Below are 15,952 nucleotides of genomic sequence, written 5' to 3'. Positions count from 1 at the left end.
TACCACCCTGTCCCGTGGCGCCGAAGCGTTTTCGGTGTGGGGTGGAAGAGCCGTGAATTTTGGGGGTGAATGCGGGTTCTGTCAACAACCTTTTTGAAATTTTTCACACCAATCGCAATTTGCCCTGACAACGCGGGCTATTGGCCCGGAAGCGTCAGCGTTTCGTCCGCGAAGATCGCCACGTGCGGCACGCCGTCGGCACCAATCCAGCCGCGATACATGCCCTGCGTATTGAACGGCGTGGCGGCACGGCCATCGACCCCCAGCACGATCGCACCACCATCGCCGCCCAGCGCGGGAATGCGCGTATTGATCACCTCGCGCCCGGCCTCTTCCGGGCCCTGCTTCAGGTACTGCATGCGCGCGCAGATGTCGTGCGCCGCCGCTGTGCGGATGTAGTACTCGCCCCAGCCGGTGCCGGACACGGCGCAGGTGGCGTTTGCATAGGTGCCGGCGCCGATGATCGGTGAGTCGCCCACCCGCCCGTAGCGCTTGTTGGTCATGCCACCGGTGGAGGTACCGGCGGCCAGGTGGCCCTGGCTGTCCAGCGCGACGGCGCCCACGGTGCCGAAGTGGCGGGCCGTTTCCAGATCGGCATGGGCCTGGCCGCTGGCCTCTTCCTTCAGCGCCTTCTGCAGCTGTTGCCAGCGCTTTTCGGTGCGGAAGTAGGACGGATCCACCAGCGCGATGCCCTGGCTTGCGGCGAAGGTCTCGGCACCCTGGCCCACCATCATCACGTGCGGGGAGTGCTGCATCACCGCTTCGGCGAGGAGGATCGGGTTGCGCACGCGCTGCACGCCGGCCACTGCGCCGGCCTTGAGGCTGGCGCCGTCCATCAGCGCGGCATCCAGTTCGTTGCGCCCGTCATGGGTGAACACCGCGCCCTTGCCGGCATTGAAGGTCGGATCGTCCTCGAGCACGGTGATGGCGGCGGTGACCGCGTCCAGCGCCGGCTTGCCGGCCGCCAGCGCCTGGTGGCCCTTGATGAGCGCCTGGCTCAGTGCCGCGCGCGCCGCCTTTTCCTCGGCCGCCGAGAGATCCTTGCGCTGCACCCCTGCCCCGCCATGGATGACCAGCACCGGTTCGGCGGCCAATGCGAGGGGGCTGAGCAGGCACAGGGACAGCAGGAGGGCGGATCGACGGGACATGGCGATGACCGGAGCGGGTGAACCCCCATCATGCCCGCGCCGCACGCCCACCTGCATCGGCCGAAAGCCATGCAGGCCGTGGCTGGGGCCGGAAATCGGCGTCAGCCGCTTCCTGAAGACGCGGCAGTGGTGAACAGCGTAAAAAAGGCGTTAAATGCGCGCCGTCCGTTCACCGAATGTGAATGGGGGTCGCGGCCTCCCCTGAGGCCTACTTTCTTGTTGGGAATTCTCATGCGTAAACAGGCGATGGCGTGGTCGATCCAGCTGGCGTTGATGGGTGTGGCCGCAACTGCGGCGGCGCAGGCCCCGGCCCCCGGGGTGCAGCAACTGGACACGGTGCAGGTCACCGGCTCGCGCATTCCGCGCGCGCAGGTTGAAGGCCCCGCCCCGGTGACGGTGATCACCGCCGAGCAGATCCAGGCCAGCGGTTTCACCAGCGTGCCGGACGTACTGCGTTCGATGACCCAGAACGGCGGCGAGACCCAGAGCCAGCAGTCCGCCAGCGGCGCCGATTTCTCACCGGGCGCGCAGCAGGTCGACCTGCGTGGGCTGGGGCCGAACCACACCCTGGTGCTGGTCAATGGCCGCCGGATCGCCGACTTCCCGATGCCGTTCCAGGGCCGCAGCAACTTCACCGACGTCTCCAACATCCCGCTGGGCATGATCGACCGGATTGAAGTGTTGACCGGCAGCGCGTCGGCCATCTACGGCTCGGACGCGATCGCCGGCGTGGTCAACTTCATCCTGAAGAAGCAGGTCGATGGCACCACGGTGGACGTGCGCATGGGCACCACCACCGAGGGCGGTGGCGAGTCGTTCGACATGAGCATCGCGAGCGGCTTCGATGCGGGTAAGTTCAGCGCGGTCTACAGCCTGGAACTGCAGTCGCAGACCCCGCTGTGGGCCTATGAGCGCGCGCAGCAGGATTCCACCCTCGACGCCCCCACCGACAGCGCGCGCGCCGCGCGCCGCGCTTACCTGCGCACGGATTACAACGACGATTACCTGGACCCGGGCCAGGCCACCTGCGAAGCGCTGGCCGGACAGAACAAGGGCAGCACCTACTACGCCGAGCGCGCGCGATACGGCTTCTACTGCGGCAGCGACCGCTCGATCGGCTACGGCACGATCCTGAGCAAGCGTCGTGGCGCCAACGGCTACGCTTCGCTGCGCTACGGCTTCGAGAATGGCGCGGAGTGGTTCGCCGACGTACAGCTGGGCTACCACGACATCGCGCTGATGCGCGACGTGACCCAGTGGGGGCTGATGGCGCCGGATGGCAACGAGGACGGCTACTTCCACAACCAGGCCACCGACCAGGTGGAGTTCTGGCAGCGCCAGTTCTCGCCGGAGGAAATGGGCGGGCTGAGCAACGGCATGATCCGCAGCACCCAGAAGACCTTCAGTGTCACCACCGGGTTCAAGGGCTCGCTGGGCGCGGCCTGGGATTACGAGGCCTCGCTGAGTCATTCGCAGTACCAGTCATCGATCCGCTGGCCGCAGATCATCGCGGCCAAGGCCAACGACCTGTTCCTGGGCCCGCAGCTGGGCGAGGACGACGATGGCTTCCCGATCTACAACGCCGACCCGGCGCGCCTGTACCGGCCGCTGACCCGCGCCGAGTACGATTCGATCGCCGCGCGCACCACCTACACGCCCAAGTCGCGCACCGATACCGCCGCGCTGACCCTGACCAACGGCGAGCTGTTCGAGCTGCCCGGCGGAAAGGCCGGCTTTGCGGCCACCGCCGAGTTCGGCAACCAGTCCTACGCGCTCAATCCCGATCCGCTGGCCACGCAGTACTACTACTACAGCTGGAAGGATTCGGACGGCCATGGCAGCCGCAACCGCTGGGCAACCGCCGCCGAGCTGCGGCTGCCGCTGCACGACACGCTCAACGTGAGCGTGGCCGGCCGCTTCGACCAGTACCGCTACTCGGGCAACACGATCGGCAAGGCGACCTGGAGCGGCGGCATCGAATGGCGGCCGATCGATTCGCTGCTGGTGCGCGGCTCGTACGGCACCGCGTTCCGCGCGCCGGACCTGCACTATGTGTATGCCGGCCCGGGCAACGATGAAACCAGCGCCAATGACTATTACGCCTGTGCGGTAGACGGTGCCGACGACTGCTCGGATTACGAAGAGAACCTGATCCGCACCCGCCAGGGCAACCGCCAGCTGGATCCGGAAACCAGCACGTCCTGGAGCGCCGGTCTGGTGTGGTCGCCCGCAGTGGGCCTGGACCTGTCGGTGGACTGGTTCGACATCGACATGCGCGACCAGGTGCAGGACATGGACGTGAGCACGATCCTGCGCGATGAGGCGGCCTGCCGCCTGGGCGATGCCGATGCCAGCTCGCCGACCTGCGTGGACGCCATCAGCCGCGTCACCCGAACCGACGACGGCCGCCTGTACGGGGTGCACGTAAGCCCGATCAACATCGCCCGCGAAACCACCCGCGGCATCGACGTCGGCCTGCGCTACCGCCTGACCACCGGCGCGGGTGATTTCATCCTGAGCGGCAACCACACCTGGGTGCAGCGCCATGATTTCCAGCAGTTCGCCGGGGACGTGGTGGAAGACCAGTTCGCGGTCAACAGCGGCTTCGACATACCGCGCACCAAGACCAGCGCCAGCCTGACCTGGGAGAACGCGGCGTGGTCGACCACGCTGTACGGTTCGCGCCTGGGCAAGCTGCCGAGCTTCGACAGCTACGACCAGAGTTTCGACTGGGAAAGCGGCGACAGCCCGTGGATGAAGGCGACGTACCGCTACAACCTGTCGGTGCAGTACCGCTTCGACGACCATTCGCGCCTGTCGCTGTCGGTGGTGAACCTGTTCAACAAGATGCCGCCGAAGGATGCGACCTATACGTCGTACCCGTATTACGACGTGTCGTGGTTCGATACCGTCGGCCGCCAGTTGAACCTGCAGTACACGCACAAGTTTGGTGGGTCTGCGCTGTAAGCGGGTGAGGCGAACAGCCGTTCTGCAACGATCGTCTGGCTTGGCGGGACGGTGCGGGTTTCCGGGGGACGCCGTGAACCCATCCATGGGGGCTTGTAGAAAACATCCATGTTTTCTACACCCCCGGAAACCCGCCCCGACCCGCCTTTGACGGTATGTCGTTGCCATGGGAAACGCGGGAGACGGCCGTTGGCCGTCGATCATTCCGATCCAATTCATGCGCTACCGGACGTAGATACGTTCACTGCGGTTGTTTGGGAACCAACCCTACCGGCGATGCCGGAGCATGCCGAACAACGGTAATTCCGCTCCTTCCCTGGCCACCGACCAACTGTCGGAGGGTCGGCGGGGGTGGGTTTGCGGGACCGTAGAAAACATGGATGTTTTCTACGAGCCTACAAGGACGTATTTACGGCGTGTCCCGCAAACCCGCACCCGACGGCCCAAGCCAGGTACGTTCGCAGAGCAAGGCTGTTCGCCCATATGCGTGAAGCAGCCCGGCGCTACGTCAGCAGCGTGCATGTTCTCCACAGGGGTCGTGGAGAGCGGTGGGAGTTAGCTGTGGACAAGCCTGCGTGAGCCCCGTGCCGCAATGGTTTCGAATGCATGGTGATTATTTGTCCATGCCGGCGGCGGGTTTTCCACATGGCGCGTGGAAAGCCATGGGAGTTTGCTGTGGACAAGTGCGGTGAAGCCTGTCGCGCAGTGCTTTCGGGGCGTGGCTAATTATTGTCCACGCCCAAACGCAAACGCCCCGCTCAAGGCGGGGCGTTGCGGACATCAGCGTCGGATCGATCAGACGTTGAAGCGGAAGTGCAGGATGTCGCCTTCCTGGACGCGGTATTCCTTGCCTTCCAGGCGCAGGCGACCGGCTTCCTTGGCGCCGGCTTCGCCCTTGTACTTGATGAAGTCGTCATACGCGATGGTTTCGGCGCGGATGAAGCCCTTCTCGAAGTCGGTGTGGATCACGGCGGCCGCCTGCGGGGCGGTGGCGCCCTTGCGCACGGTCCAGGCGCGGACTTCCTTCACGCCGGCGGTGAAGTAGGTCTGCAGGCCGAGCAGCTTGTACGCTGCGTTGATCACGCGGTTCAGGCCCGGCTCGCTCAGGCCGAGGTCGGCCAGGAACGTGTCGCGGTCTTCGTCGTCCAGCTGCGAGAGCTCTTCTTCGATCGCCGCCGAGACCGGCACCACCATCGCGCCCTCGGCCGCAGCGTGCACGCGCACCGCTTCCAGGTGCGGATTGTTCTCGAAGCCGTCTTCCAGCACGTTGCAGATGTACATCACCGGCTTCAGCGTCAGCAGGAACAGGTCGCGCACCAGCGCCTTCTCTTCCTCGTCCAGGCCCACCGAACGACCCGCCTTGCCGTCGGACAGCGCAGCCTGCAGCTTCGCCAGCACCGGCTTGCGTGCCGCGGCATCCTTGTCGCCACCCTTGGCCGCGCGCTCGGCGCGGTTCAGCGCCTTTTCCACGCTGTCCAGGTCCGCCAGGGCCAGTTCGATGTCGATCGTCTCGATGTCCGAGATCGGATCCACCTTGCCTGCCACGTGGATGATGTCGCCGTGCTCGAAGCAGCGCACTACGTGGGTGATCGCATCCACTTCGCGGATGTGGGCCAGGAACTTGTTGCCCAGGCCTTCACCGCTGGCGGCACCGGCGACCAGGCCGGCGATGTCGACGAACTCCACGGCGGTCGGGATGACCTTCTGCGGGTTGATGATCGCCGCCAGTTCGTTCAGGCGCGGATCCGGCACGGGCACGATGCCGACGTTCGGCTCGATGGTGCAGAACGGGAAGTTGGCCGCGGCGATGCCCGCCTTGGTCAGCGCATTGAACAGGGTCGATTTGCCGACGTTGGGCAGGCCGACGATGCCGCATTTGATACCCATCTTTGACAACCTCTGGGGTGGTAGGCACCGACCGTCGGTCGGTACGCCGTGGTTATTTCGGGGTGTGCAGGCGCTTCATCGCCTCACTGTAATCGCCACGCACGGCCAGCGGCAGTACGTCGATGGCGTCGTCGATGCCATGCCCGATCAGCACGTCATCGTCCTTGCTGGCACGGCCGAGCACCCATGGCACCACGCGGTCCTTGTGACCGGGATGACCGATGCCGATGCGCAGGCGGTGGAACCTGCCATGGCCGAGCAGGCGGATGGTGTCACGCAGGCCGTTCTGGCCACCGTGGCCGCCATCGAACTTGAGCCGGGCCACGCCGGGCGGCAGGTCCAGTTCGTCGTGCGCCAGCAGGGTTTCCTCGGGCTCGATCTTCCAGAAGCGCTGGGCGGCGGTGACCGACTTGCCACTGAGATTCATGAAGGTGGCGGGCTTGAGCAGCCACACCGGTTGGCCGGCGATATCGACCTTGGCGGTCTCGCCGAACAGCTTGCTGTCCACGCTCCAGCGCGCGCCGGCCTGTGCGACCAGGGCGTCAATGAAACGAAACCCGGCATTGTGCCGGGTCTGGGCGTGCTCGGGTCCGGGGTTACCCAGGCCAACGATCAATCGCAATCCTGTCATCGCTCTTCTTCATCGCTACCGGCGTCGTGCCGGTACATGCAGAAACGGCGCCTGCCCCGGGGGGACAGGCGCCGCAATCACTTACTCTGCAGCAGCCACTTCTTCGTCAGCGGCTTCGCCCTTGCCGTGCTTGGCAGTGACGATGGCGTCGTCGTGGTCCTTGCCCTGGGCCAGGGCAACGATCTCAACGCCCTTCGGCAGCTTGATGTTGGACAGGTACACCACGTCGCCAGCCTTCAGCTCGCCCAGGTCGACGTCGATCGACTCCGGCAGGTCCTTCGGCAGGCAGCTGACGGTGACTTCCTTCAGTTCGTGGGTGACCACGACGTCGGCAGCCTTGCCGGCCGGCGAGGTGTCTTCGTTGAGGAAGTGCAGCGGCACCGAAGCAGTCAGGGCCTGGTTCTCATCCACGCGCAGGAAATCCAGGTGCATGATCAGCTGCTTGTGCGGGTGGCGCTGCATGTCACGCAGCAGCACCTTGGTGATCTGGCCGTCCAGGTTCAGGCTCAGGATCGACGAGTAGAACCACTCGTTCTGCTGGGCCAGCCAGGTGGCGTTGTGGTCCAGGCTGATGGCGACCGGTTCGGCGTTGCCACCGTACACGATGGCCGGGATCACACCGGCGTGACGCAGGCGGCGGCTCGCACCCTTACGCTGCAGTTCACGCTTGGTGACCTTGATTTCATGGGTCTTCGACATTTTGCTTCTACCAGTTGTTGCCTTGCCGGAGTGGCTTGGCGATGAAGGGCACGTCCGCGACCAGACGTCCCCGGGGCCCTGGCTGCCGTTGCCGGCGGCCAGGAAAAAAACGAATCAATCCACGTACAGCGAGCTGACCGACTCGCCGAAGGCGATGCGGCGCATCGTTTCGGCCAGCATTTCCGCCACGCTGAGCTGGCGGATCTTGCTGCACACGCGCGCTTCTTCACGCAGCGGGATGGTATCGGTCACCACCAGCTCGTCGAGCTGGGAGTTGTTGATGTTGTCCACCGCCGGGCCCGAGAGCACGGCGTGGGTGCAGTACGCGGCCACCTTGAGGGCGCCACGCGCCTTCAGCGCTGCGGCGGCCGCACACAGGGTGCCGGCGGTATCGACGATGTCATCGACCATCACGCAGGTCTTGCCTTCGACGTCACCGATGATGTTCATCACGGTGGAGACGTTGGCGCGCGGACGGCGCTTGTCGATGATCGCCAGGTCGGCATCGTCCAGGCGCTTGGCGACGGCACGCGCACGCACCACGCCACCCACGTCCGGGGACACCACGATCAGGTTTTCAGTGCCGTAGGCGCGCCAGATATCGGCGAGCAGCAGCGGCGAGGCATACACGTTGTCCACCGGCATGTCGAAGAACCCCTGGATCTGGTCGGCATGCAGGTCCACCGTCAGGACGCGGTCGGCGCCAACGGCGCTGAACATCTTGGCGGCTACCTTGGCGGTGATCGGCACGCGCGAGGAGCGCATGCGGCGATCCTGGCGCGAGTAGCCGAAGTACGGCACCACGGCGGTGACACTGTTGACCGAAGCGCGCTTGAGCGCATCGATCAGGACCAGCAGTTCCATCAGGTTCTCGGCGCTGGGCGCGCAGGTCGGCTGGATCACGAAGACGTCCTGCTTGCGGACGTTCTCTTCGATTTCGACCTGCACTTCACCATCGGAGAAGCGCGACACCAGCGCCTTTCCCGGTCGCACCCCCAGTTCCTTGCAGATGCTCTGCGCAAGGCGCTTGTTGGCGTTGCCGGAAAATACCAGCAGGTTCGGGTGATCTTGCATCATGACGGTCTCGGGCGGGAGCGATTGGCGGAGAACTCTGCCGCCGGCGCCCGAGGACGTCTGCGGTGACAACACCGCGGCCGTTCAACCGTGTCCGCGCAGCATGCGCATGGAACGCGGTTGGCGTCCGCAAGTGGCAGGGGCGGGAGGATTCGAACCTCCGAATGCCAGGATCAAAACCTGGTGCCTTGGGCCTCTTGGCGACGCCCCTGCATCAAAATCAATAACGCTCGAGTACATCAAGCAGTGGCGAGCGCTCCACGCCCGCAGCCACCCATGCCCGCAGTTCCTTCGGCAACCGCGCCAGGCCCTGCTCTGCAGCAGCGCGCGTGGCGAACTCGACGAAACAACCGCTTCCCGACCCGGTGAGTCGTGCCCGGCCAATCCTGTCCAACGCGATAAGCACTGCCTCGACGGCAGGTTCGCGACGGCGCAGTACCGGCTCGAACGCATTCCCGAGCAAAGACCCGGAAGCGAAGTCCGCTATTTTCGCTACTGGGGCGTCGCGCGTCAAATCGGGACTGGCGAAAAGTGCAGCCGTGGGCACGTGAACGCCGGGGTCGGCGATCACATACCAGGCCGGCGGCAGCGCCAGCGGGGTCAGTTGTTCCCCCACGCCTTCGGCCCAGGCGTTGCGGCCGCGCACGAAGACCGGCACGTCCGCGCCCAGCTGCAGGCCCAGGCCGGCCAGCGCGTCTTCGTCCAGACCCGTTTTCCAGAGCGCGTTCAACGCCACCAGGACGGTCGCCGCATCGGAAGAACCCCCACCAAAACCGCCACCGGCAGGAATGCGCTTTTCGACGGCGATATCCACACCTTGCGCGACGTTCGCATGATTTTTCAGGAGAACCGCAGCACGCACGGCGAGATCATCGGCCTCGGCCACGCCGGGCACGGACGGCCCCACACGACGCACCTGGCCGTCTTCACGCACCTGCAGCTTGACCCGGTCGCCCCAGTCCAGCAGCCGGAACACGCTCTGCAGTTCGTGGTAGCCGTCGGCGCGGCGGCCGGTGATGTGCAGGAACAGGTTGAGCTTGGCCGGGGCCGGAAACCACGGCCCGCCGGCGTTCAGGTCCAGCGCGCTCATGGGCTGCCGAGCACCCAGCCGTCGACCAGCAGGCGCACCTTGGCGTCGCCATTGACCGCCTCGATCCGCCGCGGCAGCACGGGGCGGTCGCCTTCGGCCGGGTACCAGTCCAGGAATTGGATGTCCCAGCCCATCTGGCGGACGCGGCGCGGCCGGCCTTCGGCGTCCCGATCGATCTGCTCGGCACCGGCCCCTTCGGCGACCAGGCCGCGCACCCAGTCCGGCAACTGGTTGACCGGGATATCCCAGCCGGTGGCCTCCAGCAGCACCTGCTGCGCATCCTCGCCCTGGCGGGGCCCACCGTCCACGCCGTCCAGGCGCCCGCTGCGGTTTTCGCTGTCGCCGCTCAAGGTCCAGCTCTGCCGGGTGACCGGCGCGCTGAGTGACACCACGTATTGCCGCGCCTGCTGCTGCCAGTCGATGCGACCACTGCCGCCGTTGCGCCCCTTGCTGACCGCGACCCGGCCCTGGAACGACCACGCCGGCTGTGCGCGCAGCGCGTCCACGCGCGCGGCCTCTGCCTGCTGCGCTTCGGTGCTCACGGTGGTCACCACATCGGGGGCGGCCGGGGCCTTGCGCGTGTCCAGTGACACGCAGGCCGACAACGACACGGCCAGGACCGCCGCCAGGGCGGCCTTCACGGGAATCAGGTTCATACGCCGTATTTCTCGATCACGCGCTGCAGCGCACGGTTTTCCGGGTCGAGCTTGCGTGCTTCATCGAAGAAACGGCGGGCCTCGTCCTTGCGGCCGAGTACCCACAGCACCTCACCCACATGCGCGGCGATTTCCGGGTCCTTGGCCAGCGTCCACGCGCGGCGCAGCTGCACCAGCGCTTCTTCGTTGCGGCCCAGGCGATAGAGCACCCAGCCGTAGCTGTCGACGATGGCGGCGTTGTCCGGCTCGGCCACACGGGCACGGTCGATCAGCTCCAATGCTTCCTGGTAGCGCGTGGTGCGGTCGGCCAGGGTGTAGCCCAGCGCATTGAGCGCGGCCACGTTCTCCGGCTCGGTCACCAGGATCTTGCGCAGGTCCGCTTCGGCGCGCGGCACGTCATCGCGGCGCTCCCAGGCCAGCGCGCGGGCATACAGCAGCGCGTTCTCGTCCGGGTAGGCGGCCAGGCCCCGGGCCAGCGCGTCCAGCTCACCCGGCAGGTCATCGCCCCGCTGGCGCAGCTCGGCTTCGAGCAGGTAGGCATCGCGCCGCGCTTCGTCGTCGATCATGGCGTCGGACTGGATCGCGTGCACCCCGGCAAAGGCCTTGTCGGTCTGGCCCAGTTCGTACTGGGCGCTGGCCGCACGCAGGCGCGCTTCGGCGCGCTCTTCGCCGCCCGGCACGCTGAGGTACCAGTCCACCGCTTCGGCATGGCGTTTGAGGTATTCGGCGATCTTGCCCAGCAGCAGGCGCTGCGCCGGATCCGGCTTGGTCGCCTGCTTCGAGAGATCGGTATACAGCGCCAGCAGCGCCACATCGTCCTTCTGCTTGGCCAGCAGCGAGGCGCGCATGCCCCAGGTCTGCACGTTCTGCGGACCGACCGCGAGCACGCGCTCGGCCGATGTCGCATCGCCCATGGCGTCGTAGGCGATGGCCACGGCATTGCGCAGCTCCGGGTCTTCGGCGGTGCGCGGCTCCACCGAATGCAGCGCCGCCAGCGCGTCGTCGGTCTTGCCGGCCTGGAACATCAGGCTGGCATTGAGCAGCGCCACGCGCGGCTCACCGGGGAAGCGGCGCACCACTTCATCGACCATGCGCCGGGCCAGCTCGGGCCGGTCCATGCGCATGGCCAGCCGGCCGAATTCCTGCCAGGGCTCGAGCTGGTTGGGGATGGCGTTGTCGTCGACCAGCCGGCCCAGCACATCGGCGGCGGCGGCCGGGTCGCGGCCCCCACCGACCAGCGCGGCCAGTGCGAACTTCCAGCCGCGCGGGTCCGGGTCACGCAGCAGGCTGGCCAGCTCGGTCCGCGCGCCCTTCACATCGCCCTTGCGCAGGTCCAGCGCGGCCGCAGCGCTGCGCATGGACAACGAACGGGGCGCACGCTTCTCCCACAGGGCCAACGCGCGGGTGGCGCGCTTGTCATCGTCGGCGAGCATGGCGATCCGGGTGGCGCGCTCGGCCAGGCCGGCGTCGTCACGGCCCGCCTCGGCGGCCTCCAGGTACCAGCGCGCGGCCTCGGGCAGCTTGCCGGCCTGCAGCGCGAACTCACCGGCCATGACCGGGGTCAGCGACGCCGGTTCGGCCGTTCCGGCCTTGCCAGCCGGTGCAGCCGGGGCCGCCGCCAGGGCGCTGGCGGTGAACAGGGACAGCAGCAGAACGCTGGAGATGCGAATCAATGCGGGCATCGGGGGCTTCTGGCCTTAAAATGACGACTTGAATGGCCAGCAGCTTATCGCAAGCAACTGAACAATGACCCTGTGGGTGCTCGGACTGAATCACCAGACCGCGCCAGTGGAACTGCGCGAACGCGCGTCCTTTGGCGGCGACGCCCTGCCCCAGGCATTGGCGTCGCTGCGCGATACCCCACAGGTGGCCGAGGCGGTGCTGCTGTCCACCTGCAACCGCACGGAGCTGTATGCCGTGGCCGAATCGGGCGAGGCGCTGGCGCAGTGGCTGGAGTCGCACGCCGGGCAGCTGCACGGTTACCTGTACCAGCATGCCGATGCCGATGCGGTGCGCCACCTGTTCCGGGTCGCCACCGGGCTGGACTCGATGGTGCTGGGTGAGCCCCAGATCCTGGGCCAGGTGAAGGATGCCTGGGCGACCGCGCGCGACCATGGCCTGCTCGGCCAGCGCCTGGATCGCTTGTTCCAGCAGACCTTCTCGGTGGCCAAGCGCGCGCGCACCGATACCCGCGTGGGCGCCAACCCGATCTCGGTGGCCTCCACCGCAGTGCGCCTGGCGCAGAACTCCTTCGCGCGGCTGGAAGACTCCACCGTGCTGCTGGTGGGCGCCGGCGAAACCATCGAACTGGCCGCCCGTCACCTCAGCGAAGGCCGCGTACGCCGGCTGCTCATCGCCAACCGCACCCTGGCGCACGCGCAGGAGCTGGCCACCCGCCATGGCGGCGTGGCGCTGCCGCTGACCGAGCTGGAACGCCACCTGGGCGAAGCCGACGTGGTGTTTTCGGCCACCGCCGCGCGCGAGCCGGTGATCACCAAGTCGCAGATCGCCGCGGCGCTGCGCTCGCGAAAGCACAAGCCGATGCTGCTGTTCGACCTGGCGGTGCCGCGCGATATCGAAACCGGGGTGGGCGAGCTGCAGGATGCCTTCCTGTACACGGTCGACGACCTGGAGCGCGCGGTGGAGGACAACCGCCGCAGCCGGCGTGAGGCGGCCGCCGAAGCCGAAGCCATCATCGAGCTGCAGGTATCGCGGTTCGTCGAGACCCTGCAGGCCAATGCGCACCAGGCGCCGCTGCGCCAGCTGCGCGCGTACGGCGAAGCCACCCGGGTCGAAATGCTGGACAAGGCGCGCCAGCAGCTGGCCCACGGCAAATCGCCGGAGGAAGTGCTGGAGCTGCTTGCGCATGGCCTGACCAACCGCCTGCTGCACCCGCCGACCGCCGCGCTGCGTGCGGCCGCGCTCAGCGGCGATACTGAATTGACCCGCGCCGCCGAGCGCCTGTTCCCGGCCAAGCCGGGCTACCAACACCCTGCCGTGAGCAACGATGACGCCGACCCTGCGCCGTAAGCTGGAAGCGCTGGCCGAACGCCGCGAAGAACTTGAACGCCTGCTGGCCGACCCGGACGTGGTCGGCGACAACGAGCGCTTCCGCAATTTTTCACGTGAATTCGCCCAGCTGCAGCCGATCGCCACCGCGCTGGCCGATGAAGCGCGGGCGTTGGCCGACCTGGCCGCCGCCGAAGCGATGCGTGCCGACCCGGACCTGCGCGAGCTGGCCGAGGAGGAAATCACCGCCGCGCAGGAACGCCTGCAGCAGCTGGACCATGACCTGGCGCTGCTGCTGGTGCCGCGCGATCCGCGCGACGACGGCAACCTGTTCCTGGAAGTGCGCGCCGGCACCGGCGGCGACGAGGCGGCGATCTTCGCCGGCGACCTGTTCCGCATGTACGCGCGCTATGCCGAACGCCAGGGCTGGAAGGTCGAGATCGAATCGGACAGCCCCGGCGAGCATGGCGGCTACAAGGAGATCGTGGCGCGCGTGGTCGGGCGCGGCGCCTATTCCAAGCTCAAGTTCGAATCCGGCACGCACCGCGTGCAGCGCGTGCCGGCCACCGAGTCGCAGGGCCGCATCCACACCTCGGCGGCCACGGTGGCGATCATTCCCGAAGCCGACGAGGTCGATGAGATCGTCATCAACCCGGCCGACCTGCGGGTGGATACGTTCCGCTCGTCCGGCGCCGGTGGCCAGCACGTCAACAAGACCGAATCGGCCATCCGCATCACCCACGTGCCCAGCGGCGTGGTGGTGGAATGCCAGACCGAGCGCAGCCAGCACGCCAACCGCGACAAGGCGATGAAGCGCCTGAAGGCGCAGCTGCTCGATGCCGAGCGCAGCAAGCAGGCGGCCGCCACCGCCGAAAGCCGCCGGCTGCAGGTCGGCAGCGGCGACCGCAGCCAGCGCATCCGCACCTACAGCTTCCCGCAGGGCCGGATCACCGACCACCGGGTGGAAGGGCTGACCCTGTACGACCTGCCCAACATCATCGCCGGTGAGATGGATACGCTGGTGGAGCGGCTGATCCACGAACACCAGGCCGATGAACTGGCCCAGCTGTCCGCCGGCGCGTGAGCATGGACCCGCAGCGCGAGCAGCTGCGCAGCGCAGTGCAGCGCCAGCCGCAGGACTTCATCGCCTGGGTGATGCTGGCCGACGCCGAGCTTGAGGCCGGTGACACCGCTGCCGGCGATCATGCCGCTACACGCGCGTTGCAACTGCGCCCCGGCCACCCCGAAGCGCTGGCCCGGCTGGGCCGCGCGCGCTGGATGCAGGGCCGCCATGGCGAAGCAGCCACGCTGCTGCGCCAGGCCGCCAACCTGGTCCCGGAGCACCCCGGCATCGCGCTGTGGCTGGGCCACGCGCTGGAAGACGCCGGCCAGCCCGAAGCCGCTGCCGATGCCTACCGCCAGGCGCATCGGCTGCTGCCCGGCGAGCCTTACATCACCGCCCAGCTGCTCAACTGGCAACGCCGGCTGTGCGACTGGCGCGAACTCGAACCGCTGTCCCAGCAGGTGCGCCAGGCCGTGGCGCAAGGCGCGGCGGTAGTGGAGCCGTTCGCCTTCCTCAGCGAAGACGCCAGCGCCGCCGAGCAGCTGGCGTGTGCGCGGCAGCGCGCTGCGGGCATCGCCGAGGGACTGCGTGCGCTGCCGCCCGCGCAGGTCCGCCGCGCGGGGCAGCTGCGCGTGGGTTTCCTTTCCAATGGCTTCGGCGCGCACCCGACCGGGCTGCTGACCGTGGCGCTGTTCGAGCAGCTGCGTGCGCTCGGCGCGCTGGAGCTGCATCTGTTTGCCCTCAACGCCGATGATGGCAGCGCGATCCGCGCGCGCCTGCAGGCCGCTGCCACCGCACTGCATGACGTGTCGAGCCTGCCGCACGCGGCGATCGCCGCGCAAATCCGCGCGACCGGCATCGATGTGCTGTTCGATCTGCGTGGCTGGGGCGGCGGTGGCGCGCCGGCGGTACTGGCGATGCGCCCGGGCCCGGTGCAGGTGAACTGGCTGGCGTATCCGGGCACGTCGGGCGCGGCGTGGATCGACTACGTGCTGGCCGATGACTACGTGCTGCCCGCCGCGCTGACGCCGGCCTTCAGCGAACAGGTCCGGCGGCTGCCCCGCGCGTTCCAGCCCTCGGACAATACCCGCGTGCTGGAGCCGGCGCCGGGCCGCGAGGCCTGTGGCCTGCCCGCGCAGGGCGTGGTGTTCTGCTGCTTCAACAACAGTTACAAGCTCAACCCGCGCAGCATGCGCCGCGCGTTCGCGGTGCTGCAGGGCGTGCCGGGCAGCGTGTTGTGGCTGCTGTCCGGGCCGGGCAATGCCGATGCGCGGCTTCGCGCGGCGGCGCGCGAGGCGGGGCTGGATCCGGCGCGGCTGGTGTTCATGCCCAAGCTGCCGCACCCGACCTACCTGGCGCGCTACCAGCAGGCGGACCTGTTCCTGGACACGCACCCGTACAACGCGCACACCACCGCATCCGATGCACTGTGGGCCGGCTGCCCGGTGCTGACCTGCCCGGGCGCGACGTTCGCTTCGCGCGTGGCCGGTTCGCTCAACGATCACCTGCAGCTGCCGGCGATGAACGCTGCCGACGACCGCGTCTTCGTGGAGACCGCCATCGCGCTGGGCAACAACCCGCAGGCACTGGCAGCGCTGCGCGCCACCCTGGCCCAGCGGCGTTCGGACACCGGCCTGTTCGACATGGCCGCCTTCGCCCGCGACTTCACTGCCGAGGTGCAGGCGATGGGGCGATTGCATGGCTGGCAGGATGCACACGCGGGCTGAC

At 67.7% G+C, this 15,952-nt stretch carries 12 protein-coding genes and 1 tRNA gene; 4 read left to right on the top strand and 9 right to left on the bottom strand.

Annotation, left to right across the window (positions count from 1 at the left end; genetic code table 11):
- Positions 1-137: 137 nt before the first annotated feature.
- Complete coding sequence (locus BAY15_RS04645) at positions 138-1,148, bottom strand: isoaspartyl peptidase/L-asparaginase family protein (RefSeq protein ID WP_068854552.1); 1,011 nt, start codon at positions 1,146-1,148, stop codon at positions 138-140.
- A gap of 231 nt (positions 1,149-1,379) precedes the next feature.
- On the opposite strand from BAY15_RS04645, the gene BAY15_RS04640 reads away from it, so the two are divergent.
- A complete protein-coding gene (locus tag BAY15_RS04640) occupies positions 1,380-4,115 on the top strand; it encodes a TonB-dependent receptor plug domain-containing protein (protein ID WP_068849430.1) in 2,736 nt (911 codons plus the stop codon).
- Positions 4,116-4,910: 795 nt separating this feature from the next.
- Here the strand turns inward: BAY15_RS04640 and ychF are convergent.
- From ychF to BAY15_RS04600, 8 genes are all read right to left on the bottom strand, one after another.
- Positions 4,911-6,002, bottom strand: a complete 1,092-nt coding sequence (gene ychF / locus BAY15_RS04635; protein ID WP_068849428.1) for a redox-regulated ATPase YchF — start codon at positions 6,000-6,002, stop codon at positions 4,911-4,913.
- A gap of 52 nt (positions 6,003-6,054) precedes the next feature.
- A complete protein-coding gene (gene pth, locus BAY15_RS04630; protein WP_068849426.1) occupies positions 6,055-6,633 on the bottom strand; it encodes an aminoacyl-tRNA hydrolase in 579 nt (192 codons plus the stop codon).
- A gap of 81 nt (positions 6,634-6,714) precedes the next feature.
- Positions 6,715-7,332, bottom strand: coding sequence for a 50S ribosomal protein L25/general stress protein Ctc (locus tag BAY15_RS04625; RefSeq protein WP_068849424.1), 618 nt, complete (start codon positions 7,330-7,332; stop codon positions 6,715-6,717).
- A gap of 114 nt (positions 7,333-7,446) precedes the next feature.
- Positions 7,447-8,406: a ribose-phosphate diphosphokinase gene (locus BAY15_RS04620; RefSeq protein WP_038692467.1), complete on the bottom strand. Its 960-nt coding sequence runs from the start codon at positions 8,404-8,406 to the stop codon at positions 7,447-7,449.
- 134 nt (positions 8,407-8,540) lie between these two features.
- Positions 8,541-8,617: transfer RNA gene (locus BAY15_RS04615), tRNA-Gln, on the bottom strand.
- Between the two features lie 9 nt (positions 8,618-8,626).
- On the bottom strand, positions 8,627-9,496 hold the full coding sequence (gene ispE / locus BAY15_RS04610) for a 4-(cytidine 5'-diphospho)-2-C-methyl-D-erythritol kinase (protein WP_068849422.1): 870 nt from the start codon (positions 9,494-9,496) through the stop codon (positions 8,627-8,629).
- Positions 9,493-10,152 (bottom strand): lipoprotein insertase outer membrane protein LolB, encoded by a 660-nt coding sequence (lolB, locus tag BAY15_RS04605; protein WP_068849420.1) that lies wholly within the window; start codon positions 10,150-10,152, stop codon positions 9,493-9,495. The genes ispE and lolB overlap by 4 nt, the downstream gene beginning before the upstream one ends.
- Positions 10,149-11,834, bottom strand: a complete 1,686-nt coding sequence (locus BAY15_RS04600; RefSeq protein ID WP_068849418.1) for a tetratricopeptide repeat protein — start codon at positions 11,832-11,834, stop codon at positions 10,149-10,151. The genes lolB and BAY15_RS04600 overlap by 4 nt, the downstream gene beginning before the upstream one ends.
- 64 nt (positions 11,835-11,898) lie before the next feature.
- Here BAY15_RS04600 and hemA point away from each other — a divergent pair, with 64 nt between their 5' ends.
- From hemA to BAY15_RS04585, 3 genes are read left to right on the top strand one after another with little or no spacing between them, the layout of a single operon-like run.
- Positions 11,899-13,182: a glutamyl-tRNA reductase gene (hemA, locus tag BAY15_RS04595; protein WP_068849417.1), complete on the top strand. Its 1,284-nt coding sequence runs from the start codon at positions 11,899-11,901 to the stop codon at positions 13,180-13,182.
- Positions 13,160-14,245 carry a peptide chain release factor 1 gene (gene prfA / locus BAY15_RS04590; RefSeq protein ID WP_068849415.1) on the top strand — a complete coding sequence of 362 codons (1,086 nt, stop codon included), beginning with the start codon at positions 13,160-13,162 and terminating at the stop codon, positions 14,243-14,245. The genes hemA and prfA overlap by 23 nt, the downstream gene beginning before the upstream one ends.
- A complete protein-coding gene (locus BAY15_RS04585) occupies positions 14,242-15,951 on the top strand; it encodes a tetratricopeptide repeat protein (RefSeq protein ID WP_068849413.1) in 1,710 nt (569 codons plus the stop codon). Before prfA ends, BAY15_RS04585 begins: the two co-directional genes overlap by 4 nt.
- Position 15,952 lies beyond the last annotated feature (1 nt).

The organism is Stenotrophomonas rhizophila (assembly GCF_001704155.1).
Classification (GTDB): domain Bacteria; phylum Pseudomonadota; class Gammaproteobacteria; order Xanthomonadales; family Xanthomonadaceae; genus Stenotrophomonas; species Stenotrophomonas rhizophila_A.
The sequence above is the reverse complement of the archived record's forward strand: the minus strand, read 5'-3'. Positions and strand labels throughout refer to the sequence as shown.

Bases quoted from the DNA above. Each gene is read 5' to 3' on its own strand.
- BAY15_RS04645 (WP_068854552.1), bottom strand. From the start codon at position 1,148: ATGTCCCGTCGATCCGCCCTCCTGCTGTCCCTGTGCCTGCTCAGCCCC.
- BAY15_RS04640 (WP_068849430.1), top strand. From the start codon at position 1,380: ATGCGTAAACAGGCGATGGCGTGGTCGATCCAGCTGGCGTTGATGGGT.
- ychF (WP_068849428.1), bottom strand. From the start codon at position 6,002: ATGGGTATCAAATGCGGCATCGTCGGCCTGCCCAACGTCGGCAAATCG.
- pth (WP_068849426.1), bottom strand. From the start codon at position 6,633: ATGACAGGATTGCGATTGATCGTTGGCCTGGGTAACCCCGGACCCGAG.
- BAY15_RS04625 (WP_068849424.1), bottom strand. From the start codon at position 7,332: ATGTCGAAGACCCATGAAATCAAGGTCACCAAGCGTGAACTGCAGCGT.
- BAY15_RS04620 (WP_038692467.1), bottom strand. From the start codon at position 8,406: ATGCAAGATCACCCGAACCTGCTGGTATTTTCCGGCAACGCCAACAAG.
- ispE (WP_068849422.1), bottom strand. From the start codon at position 9,496: ATGAGCGCGCTGGACCTGAACGCCGGCGGGCCGTGGTTTCCGGCCCCG.
- lolB (WP_068849420.1), bottom strand. From the start codon at position 10,152: ATGAACCTGATTCCCGTGAAGGCCGCCCTGGCGGCGGTCCTGGCCGTG.
- BAY15_RS04600 (WP_068849418.1), bottom strand. From the start codon at position 11,834: ATGCCCGCATTGATTCGCATCTCCAGCGTTCTGCTGCTGTCCCTGTTC.
- hemA (WP_068849417.1), top strand. From the start codon at position 11,899: ATGACCCTGTGGGTGCTCGGACTGAATCACCAGACCGCGCCAGTGGAA.
- prfA (WP_068849415.1), top strand. From the start codon at position 13,160: ATGACGCCGACCCTGCGCCGTAAGCTGGAAGCGCTGGCCGAACGCCGC.